The organism is Streptomyces rhizoryzae (assembly GCF_023155275.1).
In the GTDB taxonomy this organism is placed as follows: domain Bacteria; phylum Actinomycetota; class Actinomycetes; order Streptomycetales; family Streptomycetaceae; genus Streptomyces; species Streptomyces rhizoryzae.
In genome coordinates this window covers 1-25,829 of the sequence record NZ_JALMUV010000035.1, presented here as the reverse complement: position 1 = coordinate 25,829, position 25,829 = coordinate 1, and the positions used below count along the sequence as shown (strand labels likewise).

The following is a 25,829-nucleotide window of genomic DNA, read 5'->3' as shown; positions in this document are numbered from 1 at the left end:
AGGCTACCGCTAATCTGACGGTCAGTCAGCTAGTGCGGGGCCGGTCTTTTGCCGCAACCGGGAGGCGGGGCGATGGGTGAACACCTCGATGCGCGGGCGGACGTGGCGTACGGCTCGCTGGCCCGGCTGGTGCGCGCCGCGGCCGCGCGCCACGGCTCGCGGGAGGCCGTCGTCGAGGGCCGCACCCGGGTCAGCTACGCGGAGCTGGGCGAGCGGGTGGAGCGGGCCGCCGCGGCCTGCGTCGCCGCCGGGGTCGCCCCCGGCGACCGGGTCGCCGTCTGGGCGCCCAACACCTGCGACTGGATCGTCTCCGCCCTCGGCGCGGTCACCGCCGGCGCCGTCCTCGTCCCGGTCAACACCCGCTTCAAGGGCGCCGAGGCCGCCGACCTGCTGCGCCGCACCCGCGCCCGGCTCCTCTTCGTCACCGGCACCTTCCTCGGCACCTCCTACGTCGCCTCGCTGCGCCGAGCCGCCGGGAGCGGGGACGGCCGCGGCCCGCTGCCCGGACTGCCGCACCTGGCGCGGGTCGTGGTGCTCGCCGACGACGCCCCCGCCGACTTCACGCCCTGGCGGGCCTTCCTCGCCGCGGGGGAGGCGGTCCCGGCCGGCGCGGTCCGCGCCCGGTCTGACGCCCTCGGCCCCGACGACCCCTCCGACATCCTCTTCACGTCCGGTACCACCGGCCGTCCCAAGGGCGCGGTGATCACCCACGGCCAGACGCTGCGCGCCTACGACGTCTGGAGCGCACTGGCCGGCCTGGTGGAGGGCGACCGCTACCTCATCGTCAACCCCTTCTTCCACACCTTCGGCTACAAGGCCGGCATCATCGCCTGCCTGCTGCGCGGCGCGACGATGGTGCCGCAGCCGGTCTTCAGCGCGGACACCGCGCTCGCCAACATCGCCGCCGAGAAGATCTCCGTCCTGCCCGGCCCGCCCACCCTCCACCAGCAGCTCCTGGACCACCCCGGCCGCGCGCTGCACGACCTGTCCGCGCTGCGCCTGGTCGTCACCGGCGCCGCCGTCGTCCCGCTGGAGCTGGTGGAGCGGCTGCGCGGCGAGCTGAAGGTCGCCACCGTCCTGACCGCGTACGGCCTGTCGGAGAGCACCGGGGTGGTCACCATGTGCCGCCGCGGCGACCCGCCGGAGGTGATCGCGGCGACCGCGGGCCGCGCGCTGCCGGACACCGAGGTCCGGGTCGTGGACGCCGCCGGCCGCCCGCAGCCGCCCGGCACGCCCGGCGAGGTCCAGGTCCGCGGCTACCACGTCATGACCGGCTACTACGAGGACCCGGCCGCCACCGCCCGGGCCCTGGCCCCCGGCGGCTGGCTGCGCACCGGCGACGTCGGCGTCCTCGACGCGGCCGGCAACCTCCGGATCACCGACCGCATCAAGGACATGTTCATCGTCGGCGGCTTCAACGCCTACCCCGCCGAGATAGAGCAGCTCCTCGCCCGCCACCCGGACCTCACCGAGGTCGCGGTCGTCGGCATACCCGACCGTCGCCTCGGCGAGGTCGGCAAGGCGTACGCGGTCCGCCGCCCCGGCTCCCGCCTCACCGCCGACGACCTGATCGCCTGGTCCCGCCGCGAGATGGCCAACTACAAGGTGCCCAGGGAGGTGGAGTTCGTCACCGCCCTGCCGCGCAACGCGAGCGGCAAGGTCGTCAAGGGGCTGCTGCGGGAGCGCGGTGGGGGCGGCGCGGCGGGCGCCCCCTAGCCGGCGATGCCGACCGGGTGGACCTGGATCTTGTCGTCGTACGGGCCGGCCAGCTTCAGCGCGTCCGCGGGCCACTTCAGGGACACGCTGTGGGTCTCGTTCGGCGGCGTCACGATCAGGTGGGTCGGGGACGCGAGGCTGTCGCCGCTTGCGTCGACCTGGTACGAGATGCTGAAGGTGGCGGTGTCACCGGGCTTCAGGTCGGTGACGCGGGGCTGCTCACCGCCGCGGTGGACGGGGGCGGAGGTGCCGTCGGTGTCCTTCAGGTCCACGCCCGCGAAACCCGTCGCCGAGCAGGTCCGGGAGCCCTTGTTGGTCATCCGGACGGTGACGTCGCCGACCTGCTGGTCGGGGGAGCTGTTGACCGCCTCCATGGCCAGTTCGCCGGTGCGGCAGAACGCGCTCTTCCCGCCGCTGTGCGCCGCGCCGTTGCCGGAGCCGGCGCGGGACGGGGCCGCACCGCCCGAGCCGGCCCGGGACGAGGTGGCGCCCCCGGAGCCGGACGTGGCGTTGTCCGGCCGGGCAGCGGTGCCCGGCGCGCCGGCGGCGGAACCCGTGCCACCGGCCTCGGGGGCGGCGCCCGTACCGCCGGCGTCGGCGGCCGCGCCCGGCCGGCCCGCGGGCTTGGCGGCGGCGGTGTCCGAACCGGAGCAGGCGGTCAGGGACAGCGCGGCGGCCGCGGTCAGGGCCGCAGCGGCGACGCGCAGGGTGCGGCGGCGAGCGGTGCGGGCAGTGGCGGTGGCGGTGGCGCGCATGTCGGGTCCCCCGGGAAGTGGTGGCGTGCTGTCCTCGGTACGACATCCACCGTGGCCGGGGCCGCTATCGCAGGACTGCCGCTCCACTAACGCCCGGCTGAGCGGGGCCGGCCCACGGCGCCAACGCCTCGGCAGGCGCCCGGGCAGCAGGCCGGTACGGAGCACACCGCAGGAAGAACCGCCCCGTGCGGCGGCCGGCTCTCACCGCAGGGCGGCCACCGCGCCCGTCCGTTCGGTGGCGATCCGGACGGCGAAGCACGCCAGCGCGGTGCCCATGACGTAGCGGTGCAGGCGCTGCCAGAGCGGGTGCCGGCCGAAGAACCCGGCGACCGAACCGGCCGTCACGATGAAGAACGCGTTACCGGCGACCCCCACCGCGATCAGGGTCAGCCCCAACAGCAGCCCCTGGAGCCCGACATGGCCGCCCGCCGGGTCGACGAACTGCGGCAGCAGCGAGATGTAGAGGATGGCCACCTTGGGATTGAGCAGGCAGGTGAGGAAGCCCATCAGGAAGAGCTTGCCGTTCCCGTCCGGCGTCAGCTCCCGGGGCGCCACGGCGGACCGGCCCCCCGGCCGGACGGCCTTCCACGCCAGCCAGAGCAGGTAGCCCGCACCGGCCAGCTTGAGGGCCAGGTAGATCTCCGGCACCAGCGCGAAGACGGTGGCGATACCGGCGGACACCGCGAGGAGGTAGACCAGGAAGCCGAGGGCCACCCCGGCCAGCGAGACCAGCCCCGCCCGGCGGCCCTGGGTGATCGAGCGGGAGACCAGATAGATCATGTTCGGCCCCGGCGTCAGCACCATGCCGAGCTCCACCAACGCGATCCCCGCTATTGCTCCCAGCCCGATCACAGCACACCCTCCGTACGCGCGTTCGCCTGATCGCAACCTAGCAGCCGTCGCACACGCCCCCCGGCGGGCGGCGACGGCCGGGCCCGCGCCCCCGCCCGGGACCTACCGCGCGCCCGCGATCCGGCCGCCGTGCACCCCGGTGCCCCGCGCCAGCGCCCGCATCCGGTCGGCGAACCCGTGGCGCACCGACCCGAACCACACCGCGAGGTCCGCCGCGCCGGCCGCCTGCCAGGCCGCGACCTCGGCGGTCAGCTCCGCGAGCGTCCGGTCCGGCCCGTCCCAGCCGATCCGGGCGCCGGCCGCGACCGGGGCCGCGCCGCCGGCGGCCCGGCGCGCCAGCCACGCCGCGCGCTCCGCGAACCCGTCCGGGGTGAGCCCCACCCCCTGCCAGTAGCCGCCGAACTCGGCCGCCCGCCGCAGCGCCGCGTCCGAGTTCCCCCCGATCAGGAACGGCACCGGCGCGGCCGGCACCGGTTCGAACACCGCCCGCCCGTCGAACGCCACCGTCCCGTCGTCGTACGGCCCGCCCGCGCCCGTGTGCAGCTGCCGCACCAGCCGCAGCGTCCGGTCCGTCCGCGCGCCCCGCTCGCGGAAGTCCGCCCCGGCCGCCGCGAACTCGTACGGCTGCCAGCCCACGCCCACCCCCAGGACGAACCGGTCCCCGCTCAGCCGGGCCAGGGCCGCCGACTGCCGGGCCAGCAGCAGCGGTTCGCGCAGCGGCGCGACCAGCACGGAGGTGCCCAGGGTGACCCGCTCGGTGACCGCCGCCAGGTAGGAGAGCGTGGTCAGCGCCTCGTACACCCCGCCGTAGCCCTCCGGCGGCCGGCCGTACGGGCCCGGCGGCAGCAGGTGGTCCGGCAGCCAGACCCCCGCGTACCCCAGCTCCTCGGCCTCCCGCGCGAGCGCGGCCAGTTCCCCGGCGGCCATCGCCCCCGACTCGGAGGGCAGCACGACGTGCAACCGCATCTCCCCGCTGTCGTTGCCGGGGCTCCTGGTGGGGCGGTGACCGGCGCTCATGGTGGTGGCCTCGCTTCCGGACGCGGGACGCGGGGAGCGGCTGACGCGGCGACAGCTGGCGTGGCGGGCACAGCTGAAGCGGCCGAACGGCTCCGGCGGCCCTGGTGGCTGGTACGGTCTCGTACTCCGTCGGAGACCCGTTGTAAGCCCTCACACCGATGTCAGGGTCAACAGCGGGGGACCGGGAGGCGGCCCCCGGGGCCGGGCAGCCGCCCGTCAGCCCCCGTACCGCGCCCGCAGCCGCGCCTTCAGCACCTTGTTCAGGGGCCCGCCGCGCGGCAGTTCGTCGGTGATCTCCAGCTGCTCCGGCAGCTTCTGGGTCATCAGCCCGGCGGCCCGCAGGTGCGCGGTCAGCCCGGCCAGGGTGAGCGCCGGCCCGTCCGCCCCCGGCCCGCCGTCCCGCCCGGCGAGCGTGACCACCGCGCACACCCGCTCCCCGCGCTCCCGGTCGGGCAGCCCGATCACCGCCGCCTCGGCCACCGCGGGATGGGTGCGCACCAGGTCCTCGACCTCCTGCGCGGAGATGTTCTCGCCCTTGCGGATGATGATGTCCTTCAGCCGCCCGGTGAGCACCAGGTGCCCGTCGGCGCGGAGGTACCCGAGGTCGCCGGTGCGGAAGAAGCCGTCCGCGCCGAACGCCGCGGCGGTCAGCGCCGGATCGGTGTACCGCCGGAACACCATCGGCCCGGCGACGGTCACCTCCCCGGTCTCCCCGGTCGCGGCCCGGCTGCCGTCCGCCCGTACGATCCGCACCCGGGCGCCCGCGACCGGCCGGCCGACGGTGTGCGCCAACTGCTCGTCGCTGTCGTACGGCGTCCCCATCGCGATCATCGGGCACTCGGTCATCCCGTACCCGTGGACCAGCGCGCACCCCAGCTCCCGCCCGGCCGCCCGGTACAGCTCCGGCGGCAGCGGCGCCCCGCCGCCGGAGAGCAGCCGCAGCGAGGGGATCAGCGGCCCGGCGTCGGGGGCGGCCGCCCGGCGGCGCCGCGACGCGTCGTGGAACGCCTGGTAGAACGCGGTGGAGCCGCCCGCCATGGTCACCCCGTGCCGCCGGTAGACGGCGGCGGCCCCCTCCGCGTCGAACGCCTCCAGCACGACCGCGGGGAAGCCGCTGATCAGCATGGCGATGACGTAGTCCGGCCCGGCGATGTGGGCGTAGGGGAACGCGATCGAGCCGACGTCGTCCGCCGACATCCCCAGCGCGGTGGCCAGCCCGGCCCCGCCGGCGATCAGCGAGGCGTCGGTGTGCTCGACCCCCTTGGGCGCGGCGGTCGTCCCGGACGTGTAGTAGATCCAGCGCACGTCACCGCCGCCGGCCCCGTCCACTGCACCGGTCCCGTCCGCGGGCTCGGGCAGCGCCGCCGGGTCCCCCTCCGGCAGCCCGCCCCCCACGTCCACCACCCGCACCCGCGCCCCGCCCGCGCCGGGGCCGCTTGCGATCTCGTCCGCCCCGGTCCCGTGTGCCGCCCCGCGCACCATCGCCGCGTAGTCGAACCCCCGCCACACCCCCGGTACCAGCGCGAACGCGGCCGCCGACTCGGCCAGGACGAACCCGACCTCCCGCGCCCGGTGCAGATGCAGCACCGGTATCTGCACGGCCCCGAGCCGGGCCAGCGCCAGCGAGGCGATCACCGTCTCGATACGGGTCGGCAGCTGCCACATCACCCGCGTCCCGGCCCCGATGCCCAGCTCCCGGAACCCGGCCGCCGCCCGCAGCGCCGCATCCCGCACCGCGCCGAACGACACGCTCCGCCCGCCGCCCCCGTCGAAGAACATCGGCGCGCTCCCCGAGGCCCGCGCCCGGTACTCGACCAGTTCCCACAGCGTGCGGACACGGGCGGGTTCGAACACGGCGCGCCTCCTGGGCGGACGGGCGGTGCAGGTCCGGACGGCGCGACTGTAGCAGCGGAGCTGACGGGGCGTCAGCTACCGTGCGAACCCCGTGTGGCACCCAGCGCGTGCGTCCCGTACGGGATGACTCGCCCGCCTCCACCCCGAAGGCGGACGCCAAGTGTTTCGGAATGAAAACATCCGCCCCCGGGAAGCGCGAACGGGGCCGGGTCTTCCGCCCGGCCCCGTCCGCGGCACCGCGCGGGGCGGAGTGTTCTCCGGCTCCCGGTCAGGGCATGTGGTTGTCCATCGGCGACAGCCCCGCGTGGTCGCCCTGCGGGGCCGCCGGCATGTGGTTGTCCAGCGGCGCCATGGGTGCGTGGCGGTCCGGGACCGTCACGGAATGCGACGGGCCGGGTATGTGGTTGTCGGCCAGGGCGGGCGTCGCGGCGGCGCCGAGAGCGGCCACCGCGAGGGCGGCGGCGGCCAAGGACTTCTTGGTGCGGGTCATGCCAACTCCTCAGAATCCGGGGATCGTTGCTGTTCCCAGAAACAAACTAGCGTTAAGTGTGGGCAGATGTTCGACACTTGTCGGGAAAGCCAGGGGATATCGCGGGTTTTACTCCCCGCGGAGAAACGCCACAGGGGCCGGTTTTCCGTGGCTTCCCCTCCCAGCCACGGAAACCCGGCCCCTGCGATCCCCCGTTTTCCCCGTTCCCCCGATTTCCTCAGGGGTCCCCCCGGGGCCCCCGGTTGTGTCCCCCCGTTCCCCCGTGTCCCCCCGTGTCCCCCGTGGGTTCAGTGGGTCTTACTTGGGCTCACCGATGGGCTGGTGGTTGTCCTCGGTGATGGCGACGCCCGGTGCGGCGATGGGCTGGTGGTTGTCCATCGGCTTGACGACATCCCGCTCGCCGGGCTTCTTCACGCGCGGAGTGACGCCGGGCGCGATGATCGGCTGGTGGTTGTCCAGTGGCAGGATGCCATCCAGTTCGGCGGTCGCCTGAGCCTGGTTGTCGGTGCTCATAGAGATCAACTCCTGAGTGGGCGCTTGATGCTTGATCCAGCCCGCCCGGCGACTCCCCCGTTGGTCGCCGGACGGGCATGGCGGCCGCTCACAATAACCGTGCGGCCTGGGCACCGAGCCGCTTGCCCCCCGAGGCGGCGGTTCGATGCTTCAAGAGTGGCCCCTCGCGATGAACGATCGATAAACGCCGGCGCTGAACGGGGAACGGTGGCCGTTCAGACGACCGCGGCGGGAGAGAGGAGCGCGTGCACCACGCGGCCTTCCGCGGAGCCCAGGCGTTCGAAGGTTGCCAGCGCCTCCTGCCAGCACACCCGCGCCCGGCCGGTGTGCCCCAAGGCGTGCAGGGCGCGGCCCAGCGTGGTCAGCACCGTGGCTCGCCAGGAGTCGCCGCCGATGCCCCGCAACGCGGTCAGCGCCTGCTCGGCGCGGTTCGCCGCGCTGGCCGGCCGACGGGCGGACAGATCCACCTCGGCCAGCCGGAAGTTGGTCATGCCCTCCCAGAAGCGCTGCCGACTGTCCTTGAAGATGGCCAGCGCGGCGGTCAGCTGCTCGGTCGCCTCATCCAGCCGCATCGCCTCGGTGTACGCCAGGGCAAGGGCGTACATGCCGTTGGCGAGCCGGCGTTTGGCCCCCAGCTCGCGGTAGATGGCGATGCCCTGCGCCGCCAGTTGGATGGCGCTGTCCACCCGGCCGGTGGCCAGATGCACGCGTGAGAGGTTGCACAGCGCGCTGGCCTCGGACTGCCGGTTGTGGTCGTCTTGGAAGGCCGACAGCGCCTGCCGCAGATACCCCTCGGCGTCGCTGTGCCGCCCCTGGGAATTGGCGATGATGCCGCGGTCGTTCGGCGCGTACGACGACGAGAACGGGTCGTCCGTGGCAAGTCCCAGCAGCATGGCGGACTTGGCGTTCTCGTCCGCCGCGTCCAACCGTCCGGTCAGGGTGCGGACGTAGGTGAGGGCCAGGTGGACGCGGGCCTCCGCGCGCTGGTCCCCGGCCTCCCGGGCGGCCCTGAGCAGGGCTACGCTGGTCTGCTCGAACTGCAACGCGTCGGCGCCCGACTCCGCGAGGTCCTTGACCAGCAGCATCAGGTCGGTCGCACGGCGCAGGGTTGCGGGGCCACTCGACTGGCGTGCGCAGGCGAGCAGGCAGCCGGCCTCGCTGAACAGCCACTCCAAGGCCGCGGCGCGCGCCCCGAATTCCAGCCCCGGGTAGTCGGTCTCCTCCAAGTGGGCGATCAAGCGGTCCCCGGGGCGTTCGAGGGCATAGACCCGCGATGCCGTCACCAAGTAGAAGTCGAGCAGCCGCGACAGTGCCGCGTCCCGTTCGGACGGCGGGTGTTCGTCGCGTTCGGCGCAGGCCCGGGCGTAGAGGCGGACGAGGTCGTGGTAGCGGTAGCGGCCCGGTGCGGCGGACTCCAGCAGGGAGGTGTCGACGAGTGATTCGAGGAGGTCCTCGGTCTCCTCCGCGCCGAGGCCCAGAAGCGCCGCCGCCGCGGCCAGGGAGATGTCCGGGCCGTCGGCCAGGCCCAGCAGGCGGAAGGCGCGGGCCTGGGGCGGCTCCAGCTGCTTGTAGCCCAGTTCGAAGGTGGCCTTGACGGCCAGGTCGCCGGCGCGGAGTTCGTCCAGCCGGCGGCGCTCGTCGGCGAGCTTGCTGGCGAGCGTGGCGACCGTCCAGGTGCGGCGGGAGGCCAGGCGGGACGCGGCGATGCGGATGGCCAGCGGGAGGAAGCCGCAGGCGCCGACGACGGCCATCGCGGCCTGTCGCTCGGACGCCACGCGCTCCTCGCCGACGATCCGGGTGAAGAGCCGGAGGGCCTCCTCCGGGCTCATCACGTCGAGGTCGACGAGGTGCGCGCCGGCCAGGTCGATCATCCGGGACCGGCTGGTGATCAGTGCCGCGCAGCCCTCCGTCCCCGGCAGCAGCGGCCGGACCTGTGCGGCGTCGCGGGCGTTGTCGAGCAGGGCCAGGACGCGGCGTCCGGCCAGTGTGGAACGGAAGAAGGCCGCCCGCTCCTCCAACCCGTCCGGGATCGCCGAGTCCGCCGTGCCCAGGGCGCGCAGGAACGCGCCGAGGACCGCCTCCGGTTCGGCCGGGTTATGGCCGGCGCCCTGGAGGTCCACGTACAGCTGCCCGTCCGGGAAGTGCTCGCGGGCGGTGTGCGCGACGTGCACCGCGAGGGTGGTCTTGCCGACGCCGCCGATCCCGGCGACCGCGGAGACCGCCATCACGCTGCCCTCGGCCGTCGCCAGCTGGTCGCTCAGTTCCCGGACGAACGCGGCCCGGCCGGTGAAGTCGGCGACCGTGGCCGGGAGCTGGCGCGGCCGGACGAACGCCGAGCCGCCGGCGTCCGGGCCGTCCTCGGCGGCCGGCGCGTCCAGGTCGGTGTCGGCGCGCAGGATCCGCTGCTGGAGCTCGGACAGCGACGCGCAGGGGTCCACGCCCAGCTCGTCCGCCAGCAGCCGGCGGGTGTCCGCGTACACCGCGAGCGCCTCGGCCTGCCGGCCGCTGCGGTACAGGGCCAGCATCAGCAGCTCCCGCAGCCGCTCGCGCAGCGGGTGCGCGGCGGTCAGCGCGGTGAGTTCGGAGACCGCCTCGGCGTGCGCGCCGGCCTCCAGGTCCAGTTCGAGCCGGGTCTCGGTCAGGGACAGCCGCCACTCCTGGAGCCGGGTCCGCTGGGTCTCGGCATACGGGCCGGGGAGCCCGGCGAGCGGCTCGCCGTCCCACAGGTCCAGGGCGGCGTCGAGGAGTTCGCGGGCCCGGCCGCGCTCCCCGGCGGTCTTGGCCTTCTCCGCCTCGGCGGCGTACTGCTCGGCGGTGTCGTGGTCGAGGTCGAGGGGGCGGCCGTCCACGGCCCGCAGCGCGTAGCCGCCGGACTCGCTGACCAGGGCCTCCGCGTCCGGCCCGAGCGCCTTGCGGAGCCGGGAGGCGTAGGTGCGCAGCGCGGCGAGGGCGGCGTGCGGCGGTTCGTCGCCCCACAGGGCGTCGACGAGCTCGGGCGCGGTGGCGGTGCGACCGCCGCGCAGCAGCAGCGCGGCGAGCAGGGCGCGCTGCTGCGGGGAACCCGCCGCCAGCGGCGTCTGGCCGCGCCAGGCCCGCACGGGACCGAGCACGGTGAAGCGGAGCCGCTCCCGCACCTGTCCCGGACCGTCGTCCATGGTGTCCCCCTGCCGTGTCCCGTCCGTCCGCGCTGCTGTCATGGCTGTTCGTCCGCGCCTTTACACCGGGCGCAACGGTCAGTCTGCCTTGTCCCGGGCCTCTACGTCAGTAGGGGTCCGCAGCGTGCACAAAGCCTCCCCGGACGGCGCGGAACGGCTCCCACCGCCGCCCGCGGGACGCCCGGAAGGATCCCTTCCGTCGTTCCCCGGACGCCGGTTGACGCGGTGCTTCCGCAGCTCAGCGCGGTGCCTCGCTCCCGGCGCGGTCCTCGCGCCCGGCCGCGGGCCCCGCCGTGCCTCCGCGCTGTTCCGTCCCCGCACGCCCCGTCCACACGTCCGCGGGGCCCGCGCCCCGTCACCGGAGGCGACCCCTGACTGGCTGGTTTGTTATGCCCGCCGTCCCGCCACGGCCGACACCCGCCTACGTACACGTACGCGGCGGGCCTACCGGTTCTCCACCGGAGTGCCCTTCCCCGGCGTGCCGGCTTACTGACGGTCCGTCAGATCAGCGCTACCGTACCCCCATGGAGTCCAACGCGCCCTTCCCCAGGATCATTTCGGTCGACGACCACACCGTGGAGCCCCCCGGCGTCTGGCGGGACCGGCTCCCCTCGAAGTACCACGACACCGGCCCGCGCATCGTCCGCGCGCCCATCAGGGAGATGACCTTCACAGGGGGGCGGTTCGCGCCCCGGATGGGCGACCCCGGGGACGACGGCCCGATAGCCGACTGGTGGGTCTACGAGGACCTGCACCGCCCGCTGACCCGCCTCGACACCGCCGTCGGCTACTCCCGCGACGAGATCAAGCTGGAGGGCATCACGTACGAGCAGATGCGCCCCGGCTCGTACTCGGTGCCCGAGCGGCTGGCCGACATGGACGCCAACCACGTGCAGTCCGCGCTCTGCTTCCCCACCTTCCCCCGCTTCTGCGGCCAGACCTTCACCGAGGCCAAGGACCGGGAGCTGGGCCTGCTGGGGGTGCGCGCGTACAACGACTGGATGGTGGAGGAGTGGTGCGGTCCGCAGGCCGGCGGCCGGCTGATCCCGCTGGCCATCGTCCCCCTCTGGGACGCGGACCTGGCCGCCGCCGAGGTGCGCCGCAACGCGGCCCGCGGCGTCCGCGCCGTCTGCTTCAGCGAGATCCCGCCGCACCTGGGGCTGCCGAGCATCCACACCGACCAGTGGGACCCGTTCCTGCGCGCCTGCGACGAGACCGGCACGGTCATCGCCATGCACATCGGCTCCTCGTCGAGGATGCCGTCCACCTCGGCCGACGCGCCGCCCGCCGTCGGTTCCACGATCACCTTCGCCAACTGCTGCTTCTCGATGACCGACTGGCTCATGAGCGGGGCGTTCGACCGCTTCCCCGGCCTGCGGATCATGTACGCCGAGGGCCAGATCGGCTGGATCCCGTACATCCTGGAGCGCGCCGACGTGGTCTGGGAGGAGAACCGCGCCTGGGGCGGCGTCGCCGACAAGGTCCGCCGCCCGCCGTCCGAACTCTTCGCCGAGCACGTGCACGGCTGCTTCTTCGACGACGCGTTCGGCCTGCGCAACCTCGACGCGATCGGCGTCGGCAACGTCCTCTACGAGACCGACTACCCGCACTCGGACTCCACCTGGCCCCGGTCCCGCGAGGTCGCCGAGTCCCAGATGTCCCACCTCGCCCCCGACACCGTCGAACGCATCGTCCGCGGCAACGCGATCGACCTGCTGGGGCTGACGGCGGACGGGCTGTGGGGTCCGTCGGTCAAGCGGCGCTGACCGGCCGCGGAACCGCCCGCCCGCGCGCCCGTCCGGTACCTACGGCACGTACGTACCGGACGGGACCGTTCCCGTCGCGGCGACTCCGGCCGGGACTCCGGCTACGACTCCGGCTGCGGCTGCGGCTCGCGCGGCGCCTCCGGGGGCATCGGGCCCCCGTCGTGCTTCCCGCCGTCGTCCTGGGCGATCACCTCCAGGTCCCGGGGGTGCCGGAACGGGGTACCGCGCCACCCTTCGGCATCGGGCGTGCGGGAGGCGTACGTCTCCACGGCTGTGGGGCTCATTCACCGACTCCTCTTCCGTGAGGGGCCTGCCGCCATCAGGTCACGGCGCGGCCCGTGGTCCGCAGGAACTGCGGTGGGGGTCACCCGCTCCGGACGTCTGCGCGTGCCGGGCTGGACCGCTTCCTGCGTCGGGGGAGCGCCCTGCCGCCTGCACAGAGGGAACGGCGTTCTTCGAAACGTAGGGCGAGCGAAGGAGACCGGTCCAATGCCTTGCGCGCGCTTGCACGTCTTCACCTCAGCGCCTGAACGGCGTCGGCGACCAGCGTTCGGGCGTGCTTTCCGTAACAGGCGATCGAGGCGAGCGCGGAGAACATGCGCTCATAGGTCTTGATTTCGCTGGGCTGTTTCACGGCAATCTGTGCGGTGGCCAGCTCGATGATTACCTGCTCGTTGTCGAAGAGCCAGAAGCCCTCCAACGGCCACATGCGGCGGTCGGCCGCGAACGGAACGACGCCGAAGCTGACGTGTGGCAACGAAGCTATGGAGAGCAAGTGCTCAAGCTGCTCAGTCATCACCTCACGGGAGCCGAATCGGGCCCGCAGCGCAGCTTCCTCCAGGATGATGCCGAAGCAGCGTCCGGCGTCGCGCACTACGCGCTGCCGCTGCATGCGCACTTCGAGCGCTGCCTCGACGTCGTCGGGCAGCCGTCGGAAGGCGGAGATGGTGCGCATGATGGCCCGCGCATAGTCCTTGGTCTGGAGTATTCCGGGAATGACCCCCGGCTCATAGATGCGAAAGCGCCGGGTCCGCTCGTAGAGGGGGACATGGGCCTGTTGGGCGTGCCGCATCCCGTCCCGTTGGAGCCGTCGCCACTCGACGTACATCCCTTCGATGCCGTGCGCCGACGCGAGGAGGTCTGCGTATACCTCTGGGGCACCGCAGAGTTCCGCGTAGGCGCGCAAGTCGGCGTCCGAGGGTGAGGTCTTGCCGTTTTCGAGCCGGGAAGTTTTGGATTCGCTCCAGCCGGCACGGTCCGCGAGGGACCGTGCCGTCATGCCGGTGCGTTGCCTCATCTCCTTGAGCCGTTGGCCGAGGGCACGGCGGGCCGCCTGCACCGCGGACGAGGGCGAGTTGGTCATGGGCGCGTCGCTGGATGGGTCAGGAAGGGCGGTACTCCGCGTGCGGGGTGGCGCGCTCCCACACGGCTTCGAAGGCGCTGACGCACAGGTCGCGGATCTTCGGGTCGGTCGTCAGCTCCATCCAGTCCTCCGAGCTTTCACCGTCCCCGGTGAAATGCAGGACGAGGACGAGTTCGTTGTCGAACACCCAGAAGTCGTTGCCGGGGAAGGCGATATCGGTCGCCCGGCGGCGGGAAAGCCAGCCGATCTGCTCGCCAGCTCTGACGTTGGCGTCGGAAACGTGGTGCTCGAACCGGATGTAGTCCGATTCGGGCACCGAGAAGACCCTTGCCCGACGGATCACGGCGCCGCGATCCGTCGCTTGCCGCGCCCAGGTGAGCCAGGGGCGCAGTTCGGGGTCGTTGTCCTCCGGGAGGTTGCGTTTCCCTGCCTTCCAGGCAAGGAAACTCGGATCGGACTCCATATATCCGTCGCGCATTTCCAGATGAACGGCGGAATGCTTGGTCGAGGCCAGCAGGCTCTCAAACGTCGGGGGCTTCGTCACGCTTCACCTCCAGGAAGAACTGCACCATGCGCCGGGGAATCTCCACGACGTCCTCGTGATCCGGCACGTCCATCCGGGAGCGGCGGCGCGCGTCCGTGACCTTCAGCCCCTGGACGAGATAGCTGTCGGTCTCGTCGTCGAGGTAAACCGTGGGAGAACCGCCGTCCTTGCTTTCGGGATCCTTGCCGAGCATGTGCAACGACATGATGCCCTCCTCGTTCGCGGGGTGGTAGCTGAGCGCGATCCTGCACTCTGCGCTCTGCTCGGCGCACGCGACTTGCACGAACTTGCACGGTGACAAGCTGCCGCTTGGCGGGCTGCTGGGGAAGCCGCCGAGCTGGCGCAAGCGTGTGGAGTGCGGCGTCCGGAGCCGCCCAGCGTTCGCCTGCTGGTCCACTGCCGCCTACCGGAGCCGGAGCACCATCACGTCATGAAGGTCGGCGCCCTCCCAGGGGTGGGCCTCACCCACCTTGCGGTACCCCCAGGAGCGGTAGGCGGCCTGCGCCGCGGGGACGTCCGGGCGGGCGTTGAGCAGTACCCGCTCCTCGGTGGCGCCGGCGAGCAGCGTCTCGTGCATCCGCCGGGCCACGCCGCGGCGGCGCCAGGGGGCCCGTACGGCCAGCTCCATCAGCCCGAACGTGCGGTGTCCGTCCTCCCGGCGGAGCCCTTCGCTGACGGGCGTGGTGAGGCGGTCCCACCAGCCGGTTGCCGGGCTGAGGGGGTAGCCGTACGCGATACCGACCGGCTCACCGTCCCCCGTCCGGGCGAGTGCGGCGCGGAAGGTGGCCTTCCGTACCTGGGACCGGAAGCGGCGGAAGTTGGCGTCAACGTCCCCCGAACCCTTGTCGTACGGCGGCTCCGCGAACGCCTCGGCATAGACCAGGGTGAACGCCTCCTCGGCCCGCGCGGCTGCCGGGCCGTCCAGGCGCTCCACGGTGATCGTTTCTGAAGTGCTCATCGGGCCCTCGCTCGCGTCGTCTCCCGGATGCGCTCGACCGCGTCCCGCGCTGAAGAAGCCTCGAAGCGCACTGCGGCCTGTTCGAAGGCGTGCAGTCGGCGGCGGAGCCTGGCTGAGGAGACCCCGCCGCATGCGGCAAGGACGCGCGTCATCTCGTGGCACGCTTCCTCCACCTCACCCGTGTCCAGGAGCGTCTGCGCCAAACGGGCTCGGTACCAAGCAGTGTTACGCGTGTAGCCGCCGCCGAGTCCCGCGACGGCGGCGCGCAGGAACGGGATCGCGCGCGCGGGTCGGTGCGCCCTGGCGTAGTAGGCCGCCGTTGCGTAATCGACCTCAACGGGGCCGGCGAACCTGGCCCATGGCGGCACATCTGTGTCCATGTCGGTGCGTCCCTGGTACGACACGGCGCGGCTCAGCGCCCTGCGTGCGCCGGGGAGATCGCCCGAGTGCGTGGCCGCGCTCGCTTCCCGCAGGGAGATCACCAGATGCACGGTGGGACCCGCCCCTGCCTGGTGCGCGAGGCGGTATGCGTTCTCGACCGCGGACCGCGCCTCCCAGAAGCGCCCGGAGTCGACGGTGAGCAGTGACAGCGTGTTGAGGGCGCGGACCTGCAACAACGGGTTGTCGATGAGCTGTGCGGCGGTCATCGCCTCCATGCAGGCGGCACGCGCCTCGCCGGCAGGGCCGCCGTCGTAGCCGAACCAGGCTCGGTGACAGGCGATTTCGCAGAGCATGGTCTGGAGGGCGCGGCCCACCCGGCTTGTGTAGACGCTGCCGTTCAACGCACGGGTGATCTGCTGTTCAAGCCGTTGCGCACGGGTCTTGGCGGGTATGCCGCCCAAGCGGTGGTCAACGGTGTACAGGTCGGCGAAACGAGCGCGCAGCGCCGCGACATCGCTCGCACCGAGCCGAGGGCCGTGCTGTTGCGGGAGGATCGCAGCGGCAACGACCGCTCCCGTACCTGTGACGAATGCCCGGCGTCTCACTTCTTCATCGTCGCCGATTCTTTCCGCCGTCGCTCTCCGGTGGGCCGGGACAGCGAATCCCAGGTCCGCAAGGGGGAGGCCGAACAACGCCTCCAGCACCGCCTGCTGGCCCGGATGCGGCAGTGGCGGTGGCGCCTCGCTCTCCCATCTCCGTAACTGGCGGACGCTCACCGAGGCGCTGACCCCTAAGCGATCCGCCTCGCGGGCGAACGCGGCGACGAAGGCCGTCTGCGTATACCCGGCTTCCTTGCGCAACCGCGCGAGCGGGCTTCCATTTCCCTCCGCCATGCGTGTCCCCTTGGGTGTGCGGATCTCCTTGTCACCGTAACGACGTGATCGGGGGCCCGGTGGCAAAACGTCCGCCGAAACGTCCGGTCGGGGAGGACCCACGGGCGCCGCCGGGACGGTGCACTGGTGGGACAGCGATCCACCGCCACAAAGGACCCCCGCGACCGTGGGAGCGGCCCGGGGGCGTGGCCCTCAACCCCATGGAGGTTGACGACGTGCGCCAATTTAGCGCTTGGCTCTTCGATGTGCTGCTGCGGGTGGCACTGCCCGCCCGAGGACGGCACCGCTGTCCCGGGGTGCCGGCAGCCCCGGTGCCCGGGGCCGCGCCACCGCCCGTGCCCCGCCACGTTCCCGCCCGACGGTGGGCGGGGCCGGGGCCGCTGCGTCGTGACGACGTCCACCCCGTCCGCCCCTACGTCCTCACCGCCGAGGAACGGCAGCGACGCCGCGAGCAGCGGGGCCGACGCCGGACGTTGTGGCTGGCGGTGCACGGGATCGACGCCGGGCCGCGCTGGATCCACGGTCTGGAGGTGGCGGGCTGATGTGCGGTACGGGCGCCCCCGTTCACCTGTGGGAACCGTTGCCGGAGCCGGTGCCGGCCGACGGGTGTGACGTGTGCGGCGCGCTGGCCGGGCAGCGGGCACGGGCTCACGCCGCCGGCGACTGGTCGAAGGTGACCGACTGCAATGTGGAGATGCGGCGGCCGCATCCACGTGCGTAGGAGCCGCGCGCGTGACGTCCTGGTGGCGAGGTGGCCGCCGTGCGCGTCTGAGGGGCGCCGACTCCTCTTGTCTGATGCGCCGTCAGGTACCACCATGTCCGCACTTCGAGTGCGGCGCGGCGCGGCGCGGTTCGGGCCGGGTCGGGAGGGGTGTGGGCATGGTGCGGGTGCTTCCGCAGGGGCGGCTGGTGTACGGGATGCAGTTGCCGGTGCAGGCGCAGAGCGGGCTCTTCGCCGAGGGGTGGGAGGCGGGGGCCGGGCCCCGGGACCTGGTGGCGGTGGCGCGGGCGGCCGACCGGGCCGGGTTCGCGTACGTGGCGTGCTGCGAGCACGTGGCGGTGCCGCGGCGGCTGGCCGGGGCGATGGGGACGGTCTGGTACGACCCGGTGGCGACGCTGTCGTACCTGGCGGCGGTGACGGAGCGGGTGCGGCTGCTGAGCCATGTGGCGGTGGTGGGGCTGCGGCATCCGCTGCTCAGCGCCAAGCAGTACGCGACGCTGGACCGGCTGTCCGGGGGGCGGCTGATCCTCGGGGTCGGCGCCGGGCACGTCCGGGAGGAGTTCGAGGCGCTCGGGGTGGACTTCGGGCGGCGCGGGGCGGTGCTGGACGAGACGGTCGACGCGCTCAAGGCCGCGCTGGGGGAGGAGGAGTTCCCGGAGTTCGCGGGGGAGCGGTTCGCGTTCGGGGGGCTGGGGCAGGCGCCGCGGCCGGTGCAGCGCCCGCGGCCCCCGGTGTGGGTCGGCGGCTCGTCCCCGGCGGCCGTGCGCCGGGCCGCGGTCCGGGGGGACGGGTGGCTGCCCCAGGGGGACCGCAGGGACCAGCTGCCGCGGCAGATCGGGACCGTGCGGCGGCTGCGGGCGGAGGCCGGGGTCGCCGAACCGATCGAGATCGGCGCGATCGCGGAGCCGGTGTACGTGGGGAAGCCGGGCTGGGACACCGGGCGGCGGACACTGACCGGCGCGCCGGAGCGGATCGCGGCCTCGTTGCGGGAGTACGCGGCGATGGGCGTCGACCAGATCCAGGTGCGGCTGCGCAGCCGTGACCGGGCGGAACTGGTCGAACAGGTCGCCGCCTTCGGCGCGGAGGTGGGGCCGCTGCTCAACGGCTGACCGGCGGGGCGGCGCCGCCGCCGGGCCACTGTTCGTTCGGACACCCACCCACAGGGAGCGCGGTCATGGGAAAGCTCGACGGCAGGGTCATCGTCATCACGGGAGCGGCGCGCGGGCAGGGGGAGCAGGAGGCGCGGCTCTTCGCGGCGGAGGGGGCGCGGGTGGTGCTCGGCGATGTGCTGGCGGAGGAGGGGGAGGCGCTGGCCGCGGAGCTGGGGGAGGAACGGGCCCGGTTCGTACGGCTGGACGTGGCGGTGGAGGAGGACTGGACGGCGCTGGTGGCGGCCGCCACGGCGGCGTTCGGGAAGATCGACGGGCTGGTGAACAATGCGGGCATCCTGCGCTTCAACGCGCTGGTGGACACGCCGCCGGCGGAGTTCCGGCAGGTGCTCGACGTCAACCAGACCGGCTGCTTCCTGGGGATCCGGGCGGTGGCACCCGAGATCGCGGCGGCCGGCGGCGGGACGATCGTCAACACCGCCTCGTGCGCGGGGCTGACCGGTATGCCGTACGTCGGCGCGTACGCCGCCACCAAGCACGCGGTGGTGGGGCTGACCCGGGTGGCCGCGCTGGAGCTGGCGGGCCGGGGGATACGGGTGAACGCGGTGTGCCCGGGGGCGGTGGACACGCCGATGACCCGTCCGGCGGGGCCGGCCCCCGCGGAGAATCCGGCGGATCCGGCACAGCAGGCACAGCAGGCACAGGAGGCGCGGGCCGTGGAGGAGTTGTACCGGAAGCTGGTGCCGCTGGGGCGGATGGGGCGGCCGGAGGAGGTGGCCCGGCTGGCGCTGTTCCTGACGAGTGAGGACTCGTCGTACATCACGGGGCAGCCGTTCGTGATCGACGGGGGGTGGCTGGCGGGGGTGAGTCCGTTCTGAGGGCGGCAGGGCGGCAGGGCGGCAGGGCGGCAGGGCGGCAGGGCGGCAGGGCGGCAGGGCAGTGGGGCGGCGGGTGGCACGGCAGAGGGGGCGGCGGGACCGGCCGGCGGCCGCGCAGGTGGGCGTGGCCGGAGGCGCGGGCGGCCCGTTGCTGACGGGGCGTCAGGTTTGCCGGTTGCGGGTATTGACGGGCCCCGGCGGCGCTGGAACAGTCGGTGCCATTGAACCTGACGATGCGTCAGAAAATCCGCTGAGCGGGTAGGGACGGTGAACCCCCTTGGAATTCGGGCTCTTTGTGCAGGGCTATGTGCCCGCCGCGCGAGCGCAGGCCGACCCGGAGGCCGAGCACCACGCGCTGATGGAGGAGACCGAGTACGTCATCCAGGCGGACCGGTCCGGCTTCAAGTACGCCTGGGCCTCCGAGCACCACTTCCTGGAGGAGTACTCGCACCTCTCCGCCAACGACGTCTTCCTCGGCTACCTCGCGCACGCCACCGAGCGGATCCACCTGGGCTCGGGCATCTTCAACCCGCTCGCGCCGGTCAACCACCCGGTGAAGGTCGCCGAAAAGGTCGCCATGCTCGACCACCTCTCCGGCGGCCGCTTCGAGTTCGGCTCCGGGCGGGGCGCCGGGAGCCACGAGATCCTCGGGTTCCTGCCGGGCATCACCGACATGAACCACACCAAGGAGATCTGGGAGGAGACCATCGCGGAATTCCCCAAGATGTGGCTCCAGGACGAGTACGCGGGGTTCCGCGGCAAGCACTGGCAACTCCCGCCGCGCAAGGTCCTGCCCAAGCCGTACGGGGGTTCCCACCCGGCCATGTGGTACGCGGCCGGCTCGCCGTCCTCCTACGCGATGGCCGGGAAGAAGGGGCTGGGCGTCCTCGGCTTCAGCGTGCAGAAGGTCGCGGACATGGAGTGGGTCGTCGAGGCGTACAAGAACGCGGTGAAGGACGCCGAGCCGGTCGGCGACTTCGTCAACGACAACGTGATGGTGACGTCCACCGCGATCTGCGCGGAGACCCACGAGCAGGCCGTGCGGATCGCGGTCGGCGGCGGGCTCCACTACCTCCAGTCGCTGCTCTTCCGCTACCACGACACCTTCCCGCGCCCGGACGGCATCCCCGAGTGGCCCGCCCTGCTCCCGGAGTACACCGAGGAACTGGTCGAGCTGCTGATCGCCGAGGAGCTGATGATCTGCGGCGATCCCGACGAGGTGCTGCGGCAGTGCAAGCGCTGGGAGCAGGCCGGCGCCGACCAGCTCTCCTTCGGCCTGCCGATCGGGATCTCGTACGAGGACACCATGACCACCATCAAGCTCATCGGCGAGCACGTCATCCCGAAGATCGACACCGACCCGGTGCACCGGACGACCCGCTTCCGGCAGCGGGCGGGAGCGGCGGCGGGCTGACCGCCTCAGCGGGCTGACCGGCCTCGGCAGGCTGACCGGCCGCCACAGGCAGACCGCCTTCGCAGGCCGACCGGCCGCCGCAGGCGCACCGGCGGCTCGGGCCGGCCGGTCGCGGGCCCGGCCGCTCCTGCCTCGCGCCACCCCGCCCCGCCCCCGCGCCGTGGTTTCACGTGAAACACCGCCGCCCGCCCCGCGACGACCATTCCACCCACCCACCCGCACCGAGAAGGGACGCACGCCATGCTCGACCACCTCATCCAGGCCGCGACCGTCGTGGACGGCACCGGCGCGCCCGCCTTCGCCGCCGACGTCGGCATCCGGGACGGACGGATCGCGGTGATCGCCGGGCCGGGCACGGTCACCGAGGAGGCCCGGACCAGGGAGGACGCGGGCGGCCTCGTCCTCACCCCGGGCTTCGTCGACCCGCACACCCACTACGACGCCCAGCTGTTCTGGGACCCGTACGCGACCCCCTCCCTCCACCACGGCGTGACCACCGTCGCGGGCGGCAACTGCGGCTTCACCCTCGCCCCGCTCCACCCCGGACGGCCCGAGGACGCCGACTACACCCGGCAGATGATGAGCCGGGTCGAGGGCATGTCCCTGGTCGCCCTGGAACAGGGCGCGCCCTGGACCTGGCACACGTTCGGGGAGTACCTGGACGCACTGGAGGGGCGGATCGCGGTCAACGCCGGCTTCATGGTGGGCCACTGCGCGCTGCGCCGCCACGTCATGGGCCCGGACGCGGTCGGCGGGCAGCCCACCCCGGACCAGCTGGACGCGATGCTCCGGCTCTTCCACGAGGCGATGGACGCCGGCGCGTGGGGCCTGTCCACCACCCAGTCCGCCACCCACACCGACGGCGACGGCGCGCCGGTCGCCTCCCGCCACGCCCGCCCCGCCGAACTGCTCGCGCTCTCCCGCGCCGTCGCCGAGCACGAGGGCACCCAGATCGAGGCGATCGTCGCCGGCTGCCTGGACCGCTTCAGCGACGAGGAGATCGACCTGCTGGCGGAGATGTCCGCGGCCGCCGGACGCCCGCTGAACTGGAACGTGCTGACCATCGACTCCGCCGTCCCCGACCGCGTGCCGCGCCAGCTCCTCGCCTCCGAACGGGCCCGCAAGGCCGGCGGCCGCGTCGTCGCGCTGACCATGCCCATCCTCACCCCGATGAACATGTCGCTGGGCACCTTCTGCGCCCTCAACCTCCTCCCCGGCTGGGGCGACGTGCTCGGCCTCCCGGTGCCCGAGCGGATCGCCCGGCTGCGCGAGGCGGACGTCCGGGCGGAGATGCTGCGCCGCGCGTCCGGCGAGGAGGCCGGGGTCTTCCGGCGGCTGACCGACTTCGCCCGCTACGTCATCGGCGACACCTACTCCGCGGCCAACGAGGGACTGACCGGCCGGGTGGTCGGGGACATCGCCGCCGAACGCGGCCAGGACCCGTTCCACTGCCTGGTCGAGATCTGCGCCCACGACCGCCTGCGCACGGTGCTCTGGCCGATGCCCACCGACAACGACCCGGCCAGCTGGGAGCTGCGGCAGCAGACCTGGCAGCACCAGGACGTCCTGCTCGGCGGCTCGGACGCCGGTGCGCACCTGGACCGGATGTGCGGCGCCCCGTACACCACCCGCTTCCTCGGGGACTGCCTGCGCGGCCGCAAACTCGTCGGACTGGAACAGGCCGTGCGGATGCTGACCGACGACCCGGCGCGGCTCTTCGGGCTGCGCGACCGGGGCCGGATCGCCGAGGGGCACCACGCCGACCTGGTCCTCTTCGACCCCGAACGGATCGACGCCGCCCCCGCGACGCTGGTGCACGACCTGCCGGGCGACAGCCCCCGCCTGGACTCCCGCGCGATCGGCGTGGTCAGCGTGCGGGTCAACGGGGTGGAGACGATCCGGGACGGCGCGGTGACCGGCGCGGTGCCCGGCACCGTCCTGCGGTCGGGCCGGGACACCGAGACGGTGAGCACCCGGTGAACGGGCGCGGACCCGCGCGGCGTCCGGGGCCGGGGCGCGGCGCCGGCGGGCCGGGGCAGCCGCTGTTCATCGGCGGGGCCTGGGTGGAGCCGGACGACGGCTACTACGACGTCATCGACCCGGCGACCGAGGAGACCGTCGGGCACGCCCCCGAGGCGAGCCCGTCCCAGGTGGCGGCCGCGGTGGACGCCGCCCGGGACGCCTTCGGCACCTGGTCGCGGACCGCGCCGGAGGAACGGGCGGCCGTCCTGGACCGCACCGCCCGGATCATCCGCCGCGAACTGGCGGGGTACGCCGAACTGGCCCAGGCGGAGAGCGGCGCCACGACCCGGACGGCCCGCGCCCTCCAGGTAGGGGTCTCCGCGGCCCGCTTCGCGCGCTACGCCCGCGGCGCGCTGGAACCGGTGGAGACCGCGGTGCCGCCGCAGATCAACGAGGCCGGGCCGATGGGCGGCGGGGGCGTCTTCGGGGCGGTCGCGGTGCGCCGCCCGGTGGGCGTGGTCACCTGCATCACCTCGTACAACAACCCGTGGGCGAACCCGGCGGGGAAGGTCGCGCCGGCACTGGCCATGGGCAACACGGTGGTGGTCAAACCGGCGCCGCAGGACCCGCTGTCGGTGTACCGGATGGCCGAGGCGCTGGCGGAGGCCGGGGCCCCGCCCGGGGTGGTCAACGTCGTCAGCGGGACCCGCCCGGAGACCGGCGCGGCGGCGGTGGCGGCGGACGGTGTGGACATGGTCAGCTTCACCGGGTCCACCGCGGTCGGGCAGCGGATCGCCCAGGAATGCGGCCGCGGGATGAAGCGGCAGCTGATGGAGCTGGGCGGCAAGGGCGCCGCGCTGGTCTTCGACGACGCCGACCTGGCGTCCGCCGTCGCCGGCATCGGCACCACCTTCTCCTTCTACAGCGGCCAGATCTGCACCGCCCCGACCCGGGTCATCGCGCAGCGCGGGATCTACGAACGGCTGGTGGCGGGGCTGGCGCGGTACGCCGGGCGGCTGCCCGTCGGGGACCCGCGGGACCCGGCGACGGTGGTCGGCCCGGTGATCTCCGCCGCGCACCGGGACCGCGTCGAGGCGCACCTCGCGCTGGCGGTCAAGGAGGGCGCCCACCTGGTGGCCGGCGGCGAACGACCGGAGGCGGAGCGCGGCTTCTACGTGGCGCCGACCCTCTTCGCGGAGTGCGCCCCCGGGATGCGGGTGGTCCGGGAGGAGATCTTCGGCCCGGTGGTGGCGGTGCTGCCCTTCGACGACGAGGAGGAGGGCATCGCACTGGCCAACGACAGCGACTACGGGCTGCTGGACTACATCTGGTCCGGCGATGTGGCCCGGGCCTTCCGGGTGGCGGGGCGGCTGCGGGCCGGCGGGGTCGGGATCAACACGGTGGGGCGGAACATGGAGGCGCCGTTCGGCGGCTTCAAGCGCAGCGGGGTCGGCCGCGACGTGGGCTCGTACGCGCTGCACGCCTACAGCGAGCTCCAGGCGGTGGTGTGGCCGGGGTGAGGGGCGGGGCGAGGAAAGCAGGCGCGGGCGCGGGCGGCGCGGCCGGAATCGGGGGCCGTCACGACGTGAATGCCGCGTGACCGGTATGTGACGTTCGAAATTCGGACGGGAAAATTTGGAACCGGGTCAAATCAGACAGTGCTGCGATTCTCGCAATGCGGAAGACTTCCATCGCGCAACCGATGTCCAAGGTTCAACATGATTTTATCCTTCGAATAACTGCTTGATGCATCGATTTCCCTGCGGAGCGAAGCCCTGGCCTCCGGAGGATGATCTTCCGGATACGGAAACAGCAGCGCTTAACGTCCTGTTCATGGTTCAGGTTGACCCCCGGCCCCAGGCCGGAGACACGGTAACGAGCGTCACCGCTACCGGCAGTAACCCCGCAAGCGCCACCGGCGACACCCGGAACAAGGGCCTCAGCGGCAACTCCGTCGGCCTGCTCGGCAGCGCGGTCATCGGCATCTCCACCGTCGCGCCGGTCTACTGCCTCACCTCCACGCTCGGCCCCACCGTCGGCGAGGTCGGCGTGCAGATGCCCGCCGTCTTCCTGGCCGGTTTCCTGCCGATGCTGCTGGTCGCCTTCGCCTACCGCGAGCTGAACAAGGCCGTCCCCGACTGCGGAACCTCCTTCACCTGGACCGTCAAGGCATTCGGGCCGCGGGTCGGCTGGATGTGCGGCTGGGGCCTGGTGATCGCCACGATCATCGTGCTCTCCAACCTGGCCGGCGTCGCCACCTCGTTCTTCTACCTCCTGCTCGGCGAACTCACCGGCAGCCCCGCGATCGCCGCCCTGGACCACAACCGGCTCGCGCACGTCCTGACCTGCCTGGCCTTCATCACCGTCGCCACCGCCATCAGTTACCGCGGGATGACCGCGACCAAGGGCGTCCAGTACACCCTCGTCGGCCTCCAACTCGCCGTCCTCGCCGTCTTCGTGGCGATGGCCGTCGTCAAGGCGCGCTCCGGCGACTTCGCCGGCTCGCTGCACTTCTCCTGGACCTGGCTCGACCCGTTCGCGGTGAAGTCGTTCTCCTCCTTCACCGCCGGCCTCTCCCTCTCGATCTTCATGTTCTGGGGCTGGGACACCTGCCTGACGGTGAACGAGGAGACCGCCGGCAGCGAGAAGACCCCCGGCCGGGCCGCGCTGCTGGCCATGCTCGTCCTGATCGGCTCCTACCTGCTGACCGCCGTCGGCTCGCAGATGTTCGCCGGCGTCGGCGGCAAGGGCCTCGGGCTCGGCAACCCGCACACCGCCGACAACGTCTTCGCCGCCCTCGCCAACCCCGTCATGGGCACCGTGCTCGGCGTGCTGCTGTTCGTCGCGGTCCTCGCCTCGGCCGCCGCCAGCCTCCAGACCACCTTCATCCCGGTGGCCCGCACCGTCCTGGCGATGAGCACCTACGAGGCGCTGCCGGCCTCCTTCGCCCGGATCCACCCGCGCTTCCGCTCCCCGGGCCGGGCCACCGTCGCGGCCGGCACCGCGACCGGTGTCTTCTACGCCGTGATGAGCTTCATCAGCCAGAACGTGCTCATCGACACCATCTACGCGCTCGGCCTCATGATCTGCTTCTACTACTCGATCACCGCCTTCGCCTGCGCCTGGTTCTTCCGCCGCGAACTGCGCAACTCCGCCCGGGACCTCTTCCTCAAGGGCGTCTTCCCGCTGCTCGGCGGCCTGCTGCTGGCCTCCGTCTTCACCAAGACCCTGATCGACATGTGGAACCCCGCCTACGGATCCGGCAGTTCGGTCCTCGGCGTCGGCTCGGTCTTCATCATCGGCGTCGGCCTGCTCCTCCTCGGCGCCGTCCTCATGCTCGTCATGCAACGCCGCAGCCCCGCCTTCTTCCGCGGCGAAATCCTCACCCGCTCAACCCCGGCACTGGTGGTCGAGGACTGAGGCCCCGGGGGCCCGGGGGGCTCCCCCCCCCCGCCCCCGGGGCCCGGCCCGCGCGCCGACCGCGGGCC

At 73.1% G+C, this 25,829-nt stretch carries 22 protein-coding genes; 9 read left to right on the top strand and 13 right to left on the bottom strand.

All coding sequences use genetic code 11. The features are described from left to right. Nucleotides 1-72: 72 nt before the first annotated feature. Nucleotides 73-1,716 (top strand): FadD3 family acyl-CoA ligase, encoded by a 1,644-nt coding sequence (locus tag MUU72_RS24720; protein ID WP_248015590.1) that lies wholly within the window; start codon nt 73-75, stop codon nt 1,714-1,716. Here MUU72_RS24720 and MUU72_RS24715 read toward each other — a convergent pair. From MUU72_RS24715 to afsR, 7 genes are all read right to left on the bottom strand, one after another. Then, on the bottom strand, nt 1,713-2,471 hold the full coding sequence (locus MUU72_RS24715; protein ID WP_248015589.1) for a DUF4232 domain-containing protein: 759 nt from the start codon (nt 2,469-2,471) through the stop codon (nt 1,713-1,715). The two genes, MUU72_RS24720 and MUU72_RS24715, sit on opposite strands and share 4 nt — an antisense overlap. Nucleotides 2,472-2,672: 201 nt before the next feature. Next, nucleotides 2,673-3,323, bottom strand: a complete 651-nt coding sequence (locus tag MUU72_RS24710; protein ID WP_248015588.1) for a LysE family translocator — start codon at nt 3,321-3,323, stop codon at nt 2,673-2,675. 102 nt (nt 3,324-3,425) lie between these two features. Then, entirely contained in the window at nt 3,426-4,340 is a 915-nt protein-coding gene (locus tag MUU72_RS24705; RefSeq protein ID WP_248015587.1) for a TIGR03619 family F420-dependent LLM class oxidoreductase, read from the bottom strand. Nucleotides 4,341-4,556: 216 nt separating this feature from the next. Then, on the bottom strand, nt 4,557-6,194 hold the full coding sequence (locus MUU72_RS24700; RefSeq protein ID WP_248015586.1) for a class I adenylate-forming enzyme family protein: 1,638 nt from the start codon (nt 6,192-6,194) through the stop codon (nt 4,557-4,559). A gap of 268 nt (nt 6,195-6,462) precedes the next feature. Beyond that, nucleotides 6,463-6,684, bottom strand: coding sequence for a hypothetical protein (locus tag MUU72_RS24695; RefSeq protein WP_248015585.1), 222 nt, complete (start codon nt 6,682-6,684; stop codon nt 6,463-6,465). 297 nt (nt 6,685-6,981) lie between these two features. Next, the gene (locus MUU72_RS24690) at nt 6,982-7,197 is read right to left on the bottom strand and encodes a hypothetical protein (RefSeq protein WP_248015584.1); all 216 of its coding nucleotides are present in this window, start codon (nt 7,195-7,197) and stop codon (nt 6,982-6,984) included. 215 nt (nt 7,198-7,412) lie between these two features. Next, nucleotides 7,413-10,394 carry an SARP-family global regulator AfsR gene (afsR, locus tag MUU72_RS24685; protein WP_505016671.1) on the bottom strand — a complete coding sequence of 994 codons (2,982 nt, stop codon included), beginning with the start codon at nt 10,392-10,394 and terminating at the stop codon, nt 7,413-7,415. A 482-nt stretch (nt 10,395-10,876) separates the two neighbouring features. Here afsR and MUU72_RS24680 point away from each other — a divergent pair, with 482 nt between their 5' ends. After that, on the top strand, nt 10,877-12,118 hold the full coding sequence (locus tag MUU72_RS24680; RefSeq protein ID WP_248015582.1) for an amidohydrolase family protein: 1,242 nt from the start codon (nt 10,877-10,879) through the stop codon (nt 12,116-12,118). Nucleotides 12,119-12,219: 101 nt separating this feature from the next. On the opposite strand, the gene MUU72_RS24675 is transcribed toward MUU72_RS24680, so the two are convergent. From MUU72_RS24675 to MUU72_RS24650, 6 genes are all read right to left on the bottom strand, one after another. Next, nucleotides 12,220-12,402 carry a hypothetical protein gene (locus MUU72_RS24675; RefSeq protein ID WP_248015581.1) on the bottom strand — a complete coding sequence of 61 codons (183 nt, stop codon included), beginning with the start codon at nt 12,400-12,402 and terminating at the stop codon, nt 12,220-12,222. A 230-nt stretch (nt 12,403-12,632) separates the two neighbouring features. Beyond that, nucleotides 12,633-13,481, bottom strand: coding sequence for a helix-turn-helix domain-containing protein (locus tag MUU72_RS24670; RefSeq protein ID WP_248015580.1), 849 nt, complete (start codon nt 13,479-13,481; stop codon nt 12,633-12,635). Nucleotides 13,482-13,500: 19 nt separating this feature from the next. Continuing rightward, nucleotides 13,501-14,025 (bottom strand): DUF6879 family protein, encoded by a 525-nt coding sequence (locus MUU72_RS24665; RefSeq protein ID WP_248015579.1) that lies wholly within the window; start codon nt 14,023-14,025, stop codon nt 13,501-13,503. Continuing rightward, nucleotides 14,003-14,230, bottom strand: coding sequence for a hypothetical protein (locus MUU72_RS24660; RefSeq protein ID WP_248015638.1), 228 nt, complete (start codon nt 14,228-14,230; stop codon nt 14,003-14,005). Before MUU72_RS24660 ends, MUU72_RS24665 begins: the two co-directional genes overlap by 23 nt. 198 nt (nt 14,231-14,428) lie before the next feature. Continuing rightward, entirely contained in the window at nt 14,429-14,983 is a 555-nt protein-coding gene (locus MUU72_RS24655; protein ID WP_248015578.1) for a GNAT family N-acetyltransferase, read from the bottom strand. Beyond that, nucleotides 14,980-16,257: an NsdA family TPR-like regulatory protein gene (locus MUU72_RS24650; protein WP_248015577.1), complete on the bottom strand. Its 1,278-nt coding sequence runs from the start codon at nt 16,255-16,257 to the stop codon at nt 14,980-14,982. The genes MUU72_RS24655 and MUU72_RS24650 overlap by 4 nt, the downstream gene beginning before the upstream one ends. Nucleotides 16,258-16,592: 335 nt before the next feature. On the opposite strand from MUU72_RS24650, the gene MUU72_RS35685 reads away from it, so the two are divergent. The 7 genes from MUU72_RS35685 to MUU72_RS24610 all read left to right on the top strand — a co-directional run bounded on the left by MUU72_RS35685 (nt 16,593) and on the right by MUU72_RS24610 (nt 25,761). Next, a complete protein-coding gene (locus tag MUU72_RS35685) occupies nt 16,593-16,799 on the top strand; it encodes a hypothetical protein (protein WP_308403867.1) in 207 nt (68 codons plus the stop codon). Between the two features lie 337 nt (nt 16,800-17,136). Beyond that, nucleotides 17,137-18,087 carry a TIGR03619 family F420-dependent LLM class oxidoreductase gene (locus tag MUU72_RS24635; RefSeq protein ID WP_248015574.1) on the top strand — a complete coding sequence of 317 codons (951 nt, stop codon included), beginning with the start codon at nt 17,137-17,139 and terminating at the stop codon, nt 18,085-18,087. 65 nt (nt 18,088-18,152) lie between these two features. After that, nucleotides 18,153-18,965, top strand: a complete 813-nt coding sequence (locus tag MUU72_RS24630) for an SDR family NAD(P)-dependent oxidoreductase (protein WP_248015573.1) — start codon at nt 18,153-18,155, stop codon at nt 18,963-18,965. Nucleotides 18,966-19,242: 277 nt separating this feature from the next. After that, the gene (locus MUU72_RS24625) at nt 19,243-20,379 is read left to right on the top strand and encodes an LLM class flavin-dependent oxidoreductase (protein WP_248015572.1); all 1,137 of its coding nucleotides are present in this window, start codon (nt 19,243-19,245) and stop codon (nt 20,377-20,379) included. Nucleotides 20,380-20,619: 240 nt separating this feature from the next. Continuing rightward, nucleotides 20,620-22,359, top strand: a complete 1,740-nt coding sequence (locus MUU72_RS24620; RefSeq protein ID WP_248015571.1) for an N-acyl-D-amino-acid deacylase family protein — start codon at nt 20,620-20,622, stop codon at nt 22,357-22,359. Next, nucleotides 22,356-23,861 carry an aldehyde dehydrogenase family protein gene (locus MUU72_RS24615; RefSeq protein WP_248015570.1) on the top strand — a complete coding sequence of 502 codons (1,506 nt, stop codon included), beginning with the start codon at nt 22,356-22,358 and terminating at the stop codon, nt 23,859-23,861. Before MUU72_RS24620 ends, MUU72_RS24615 begins: the two co-directional genes overlap by 4 nt. A gap of 313 nt (nt 23,862-24,174) precedes the next feature. Next, nucleotides 24,175-25,761, top strand: coding sequence for an APC family permease (locus MUU72_RS24610; RefSeq protein WP_248015569.1), 1,587 nt, complete (start codon nt 24,175-24,177; stop codon nt 25,759-25,761). Nucleotides 25,762-25,829: the final 68 nt, after the last annotated feature.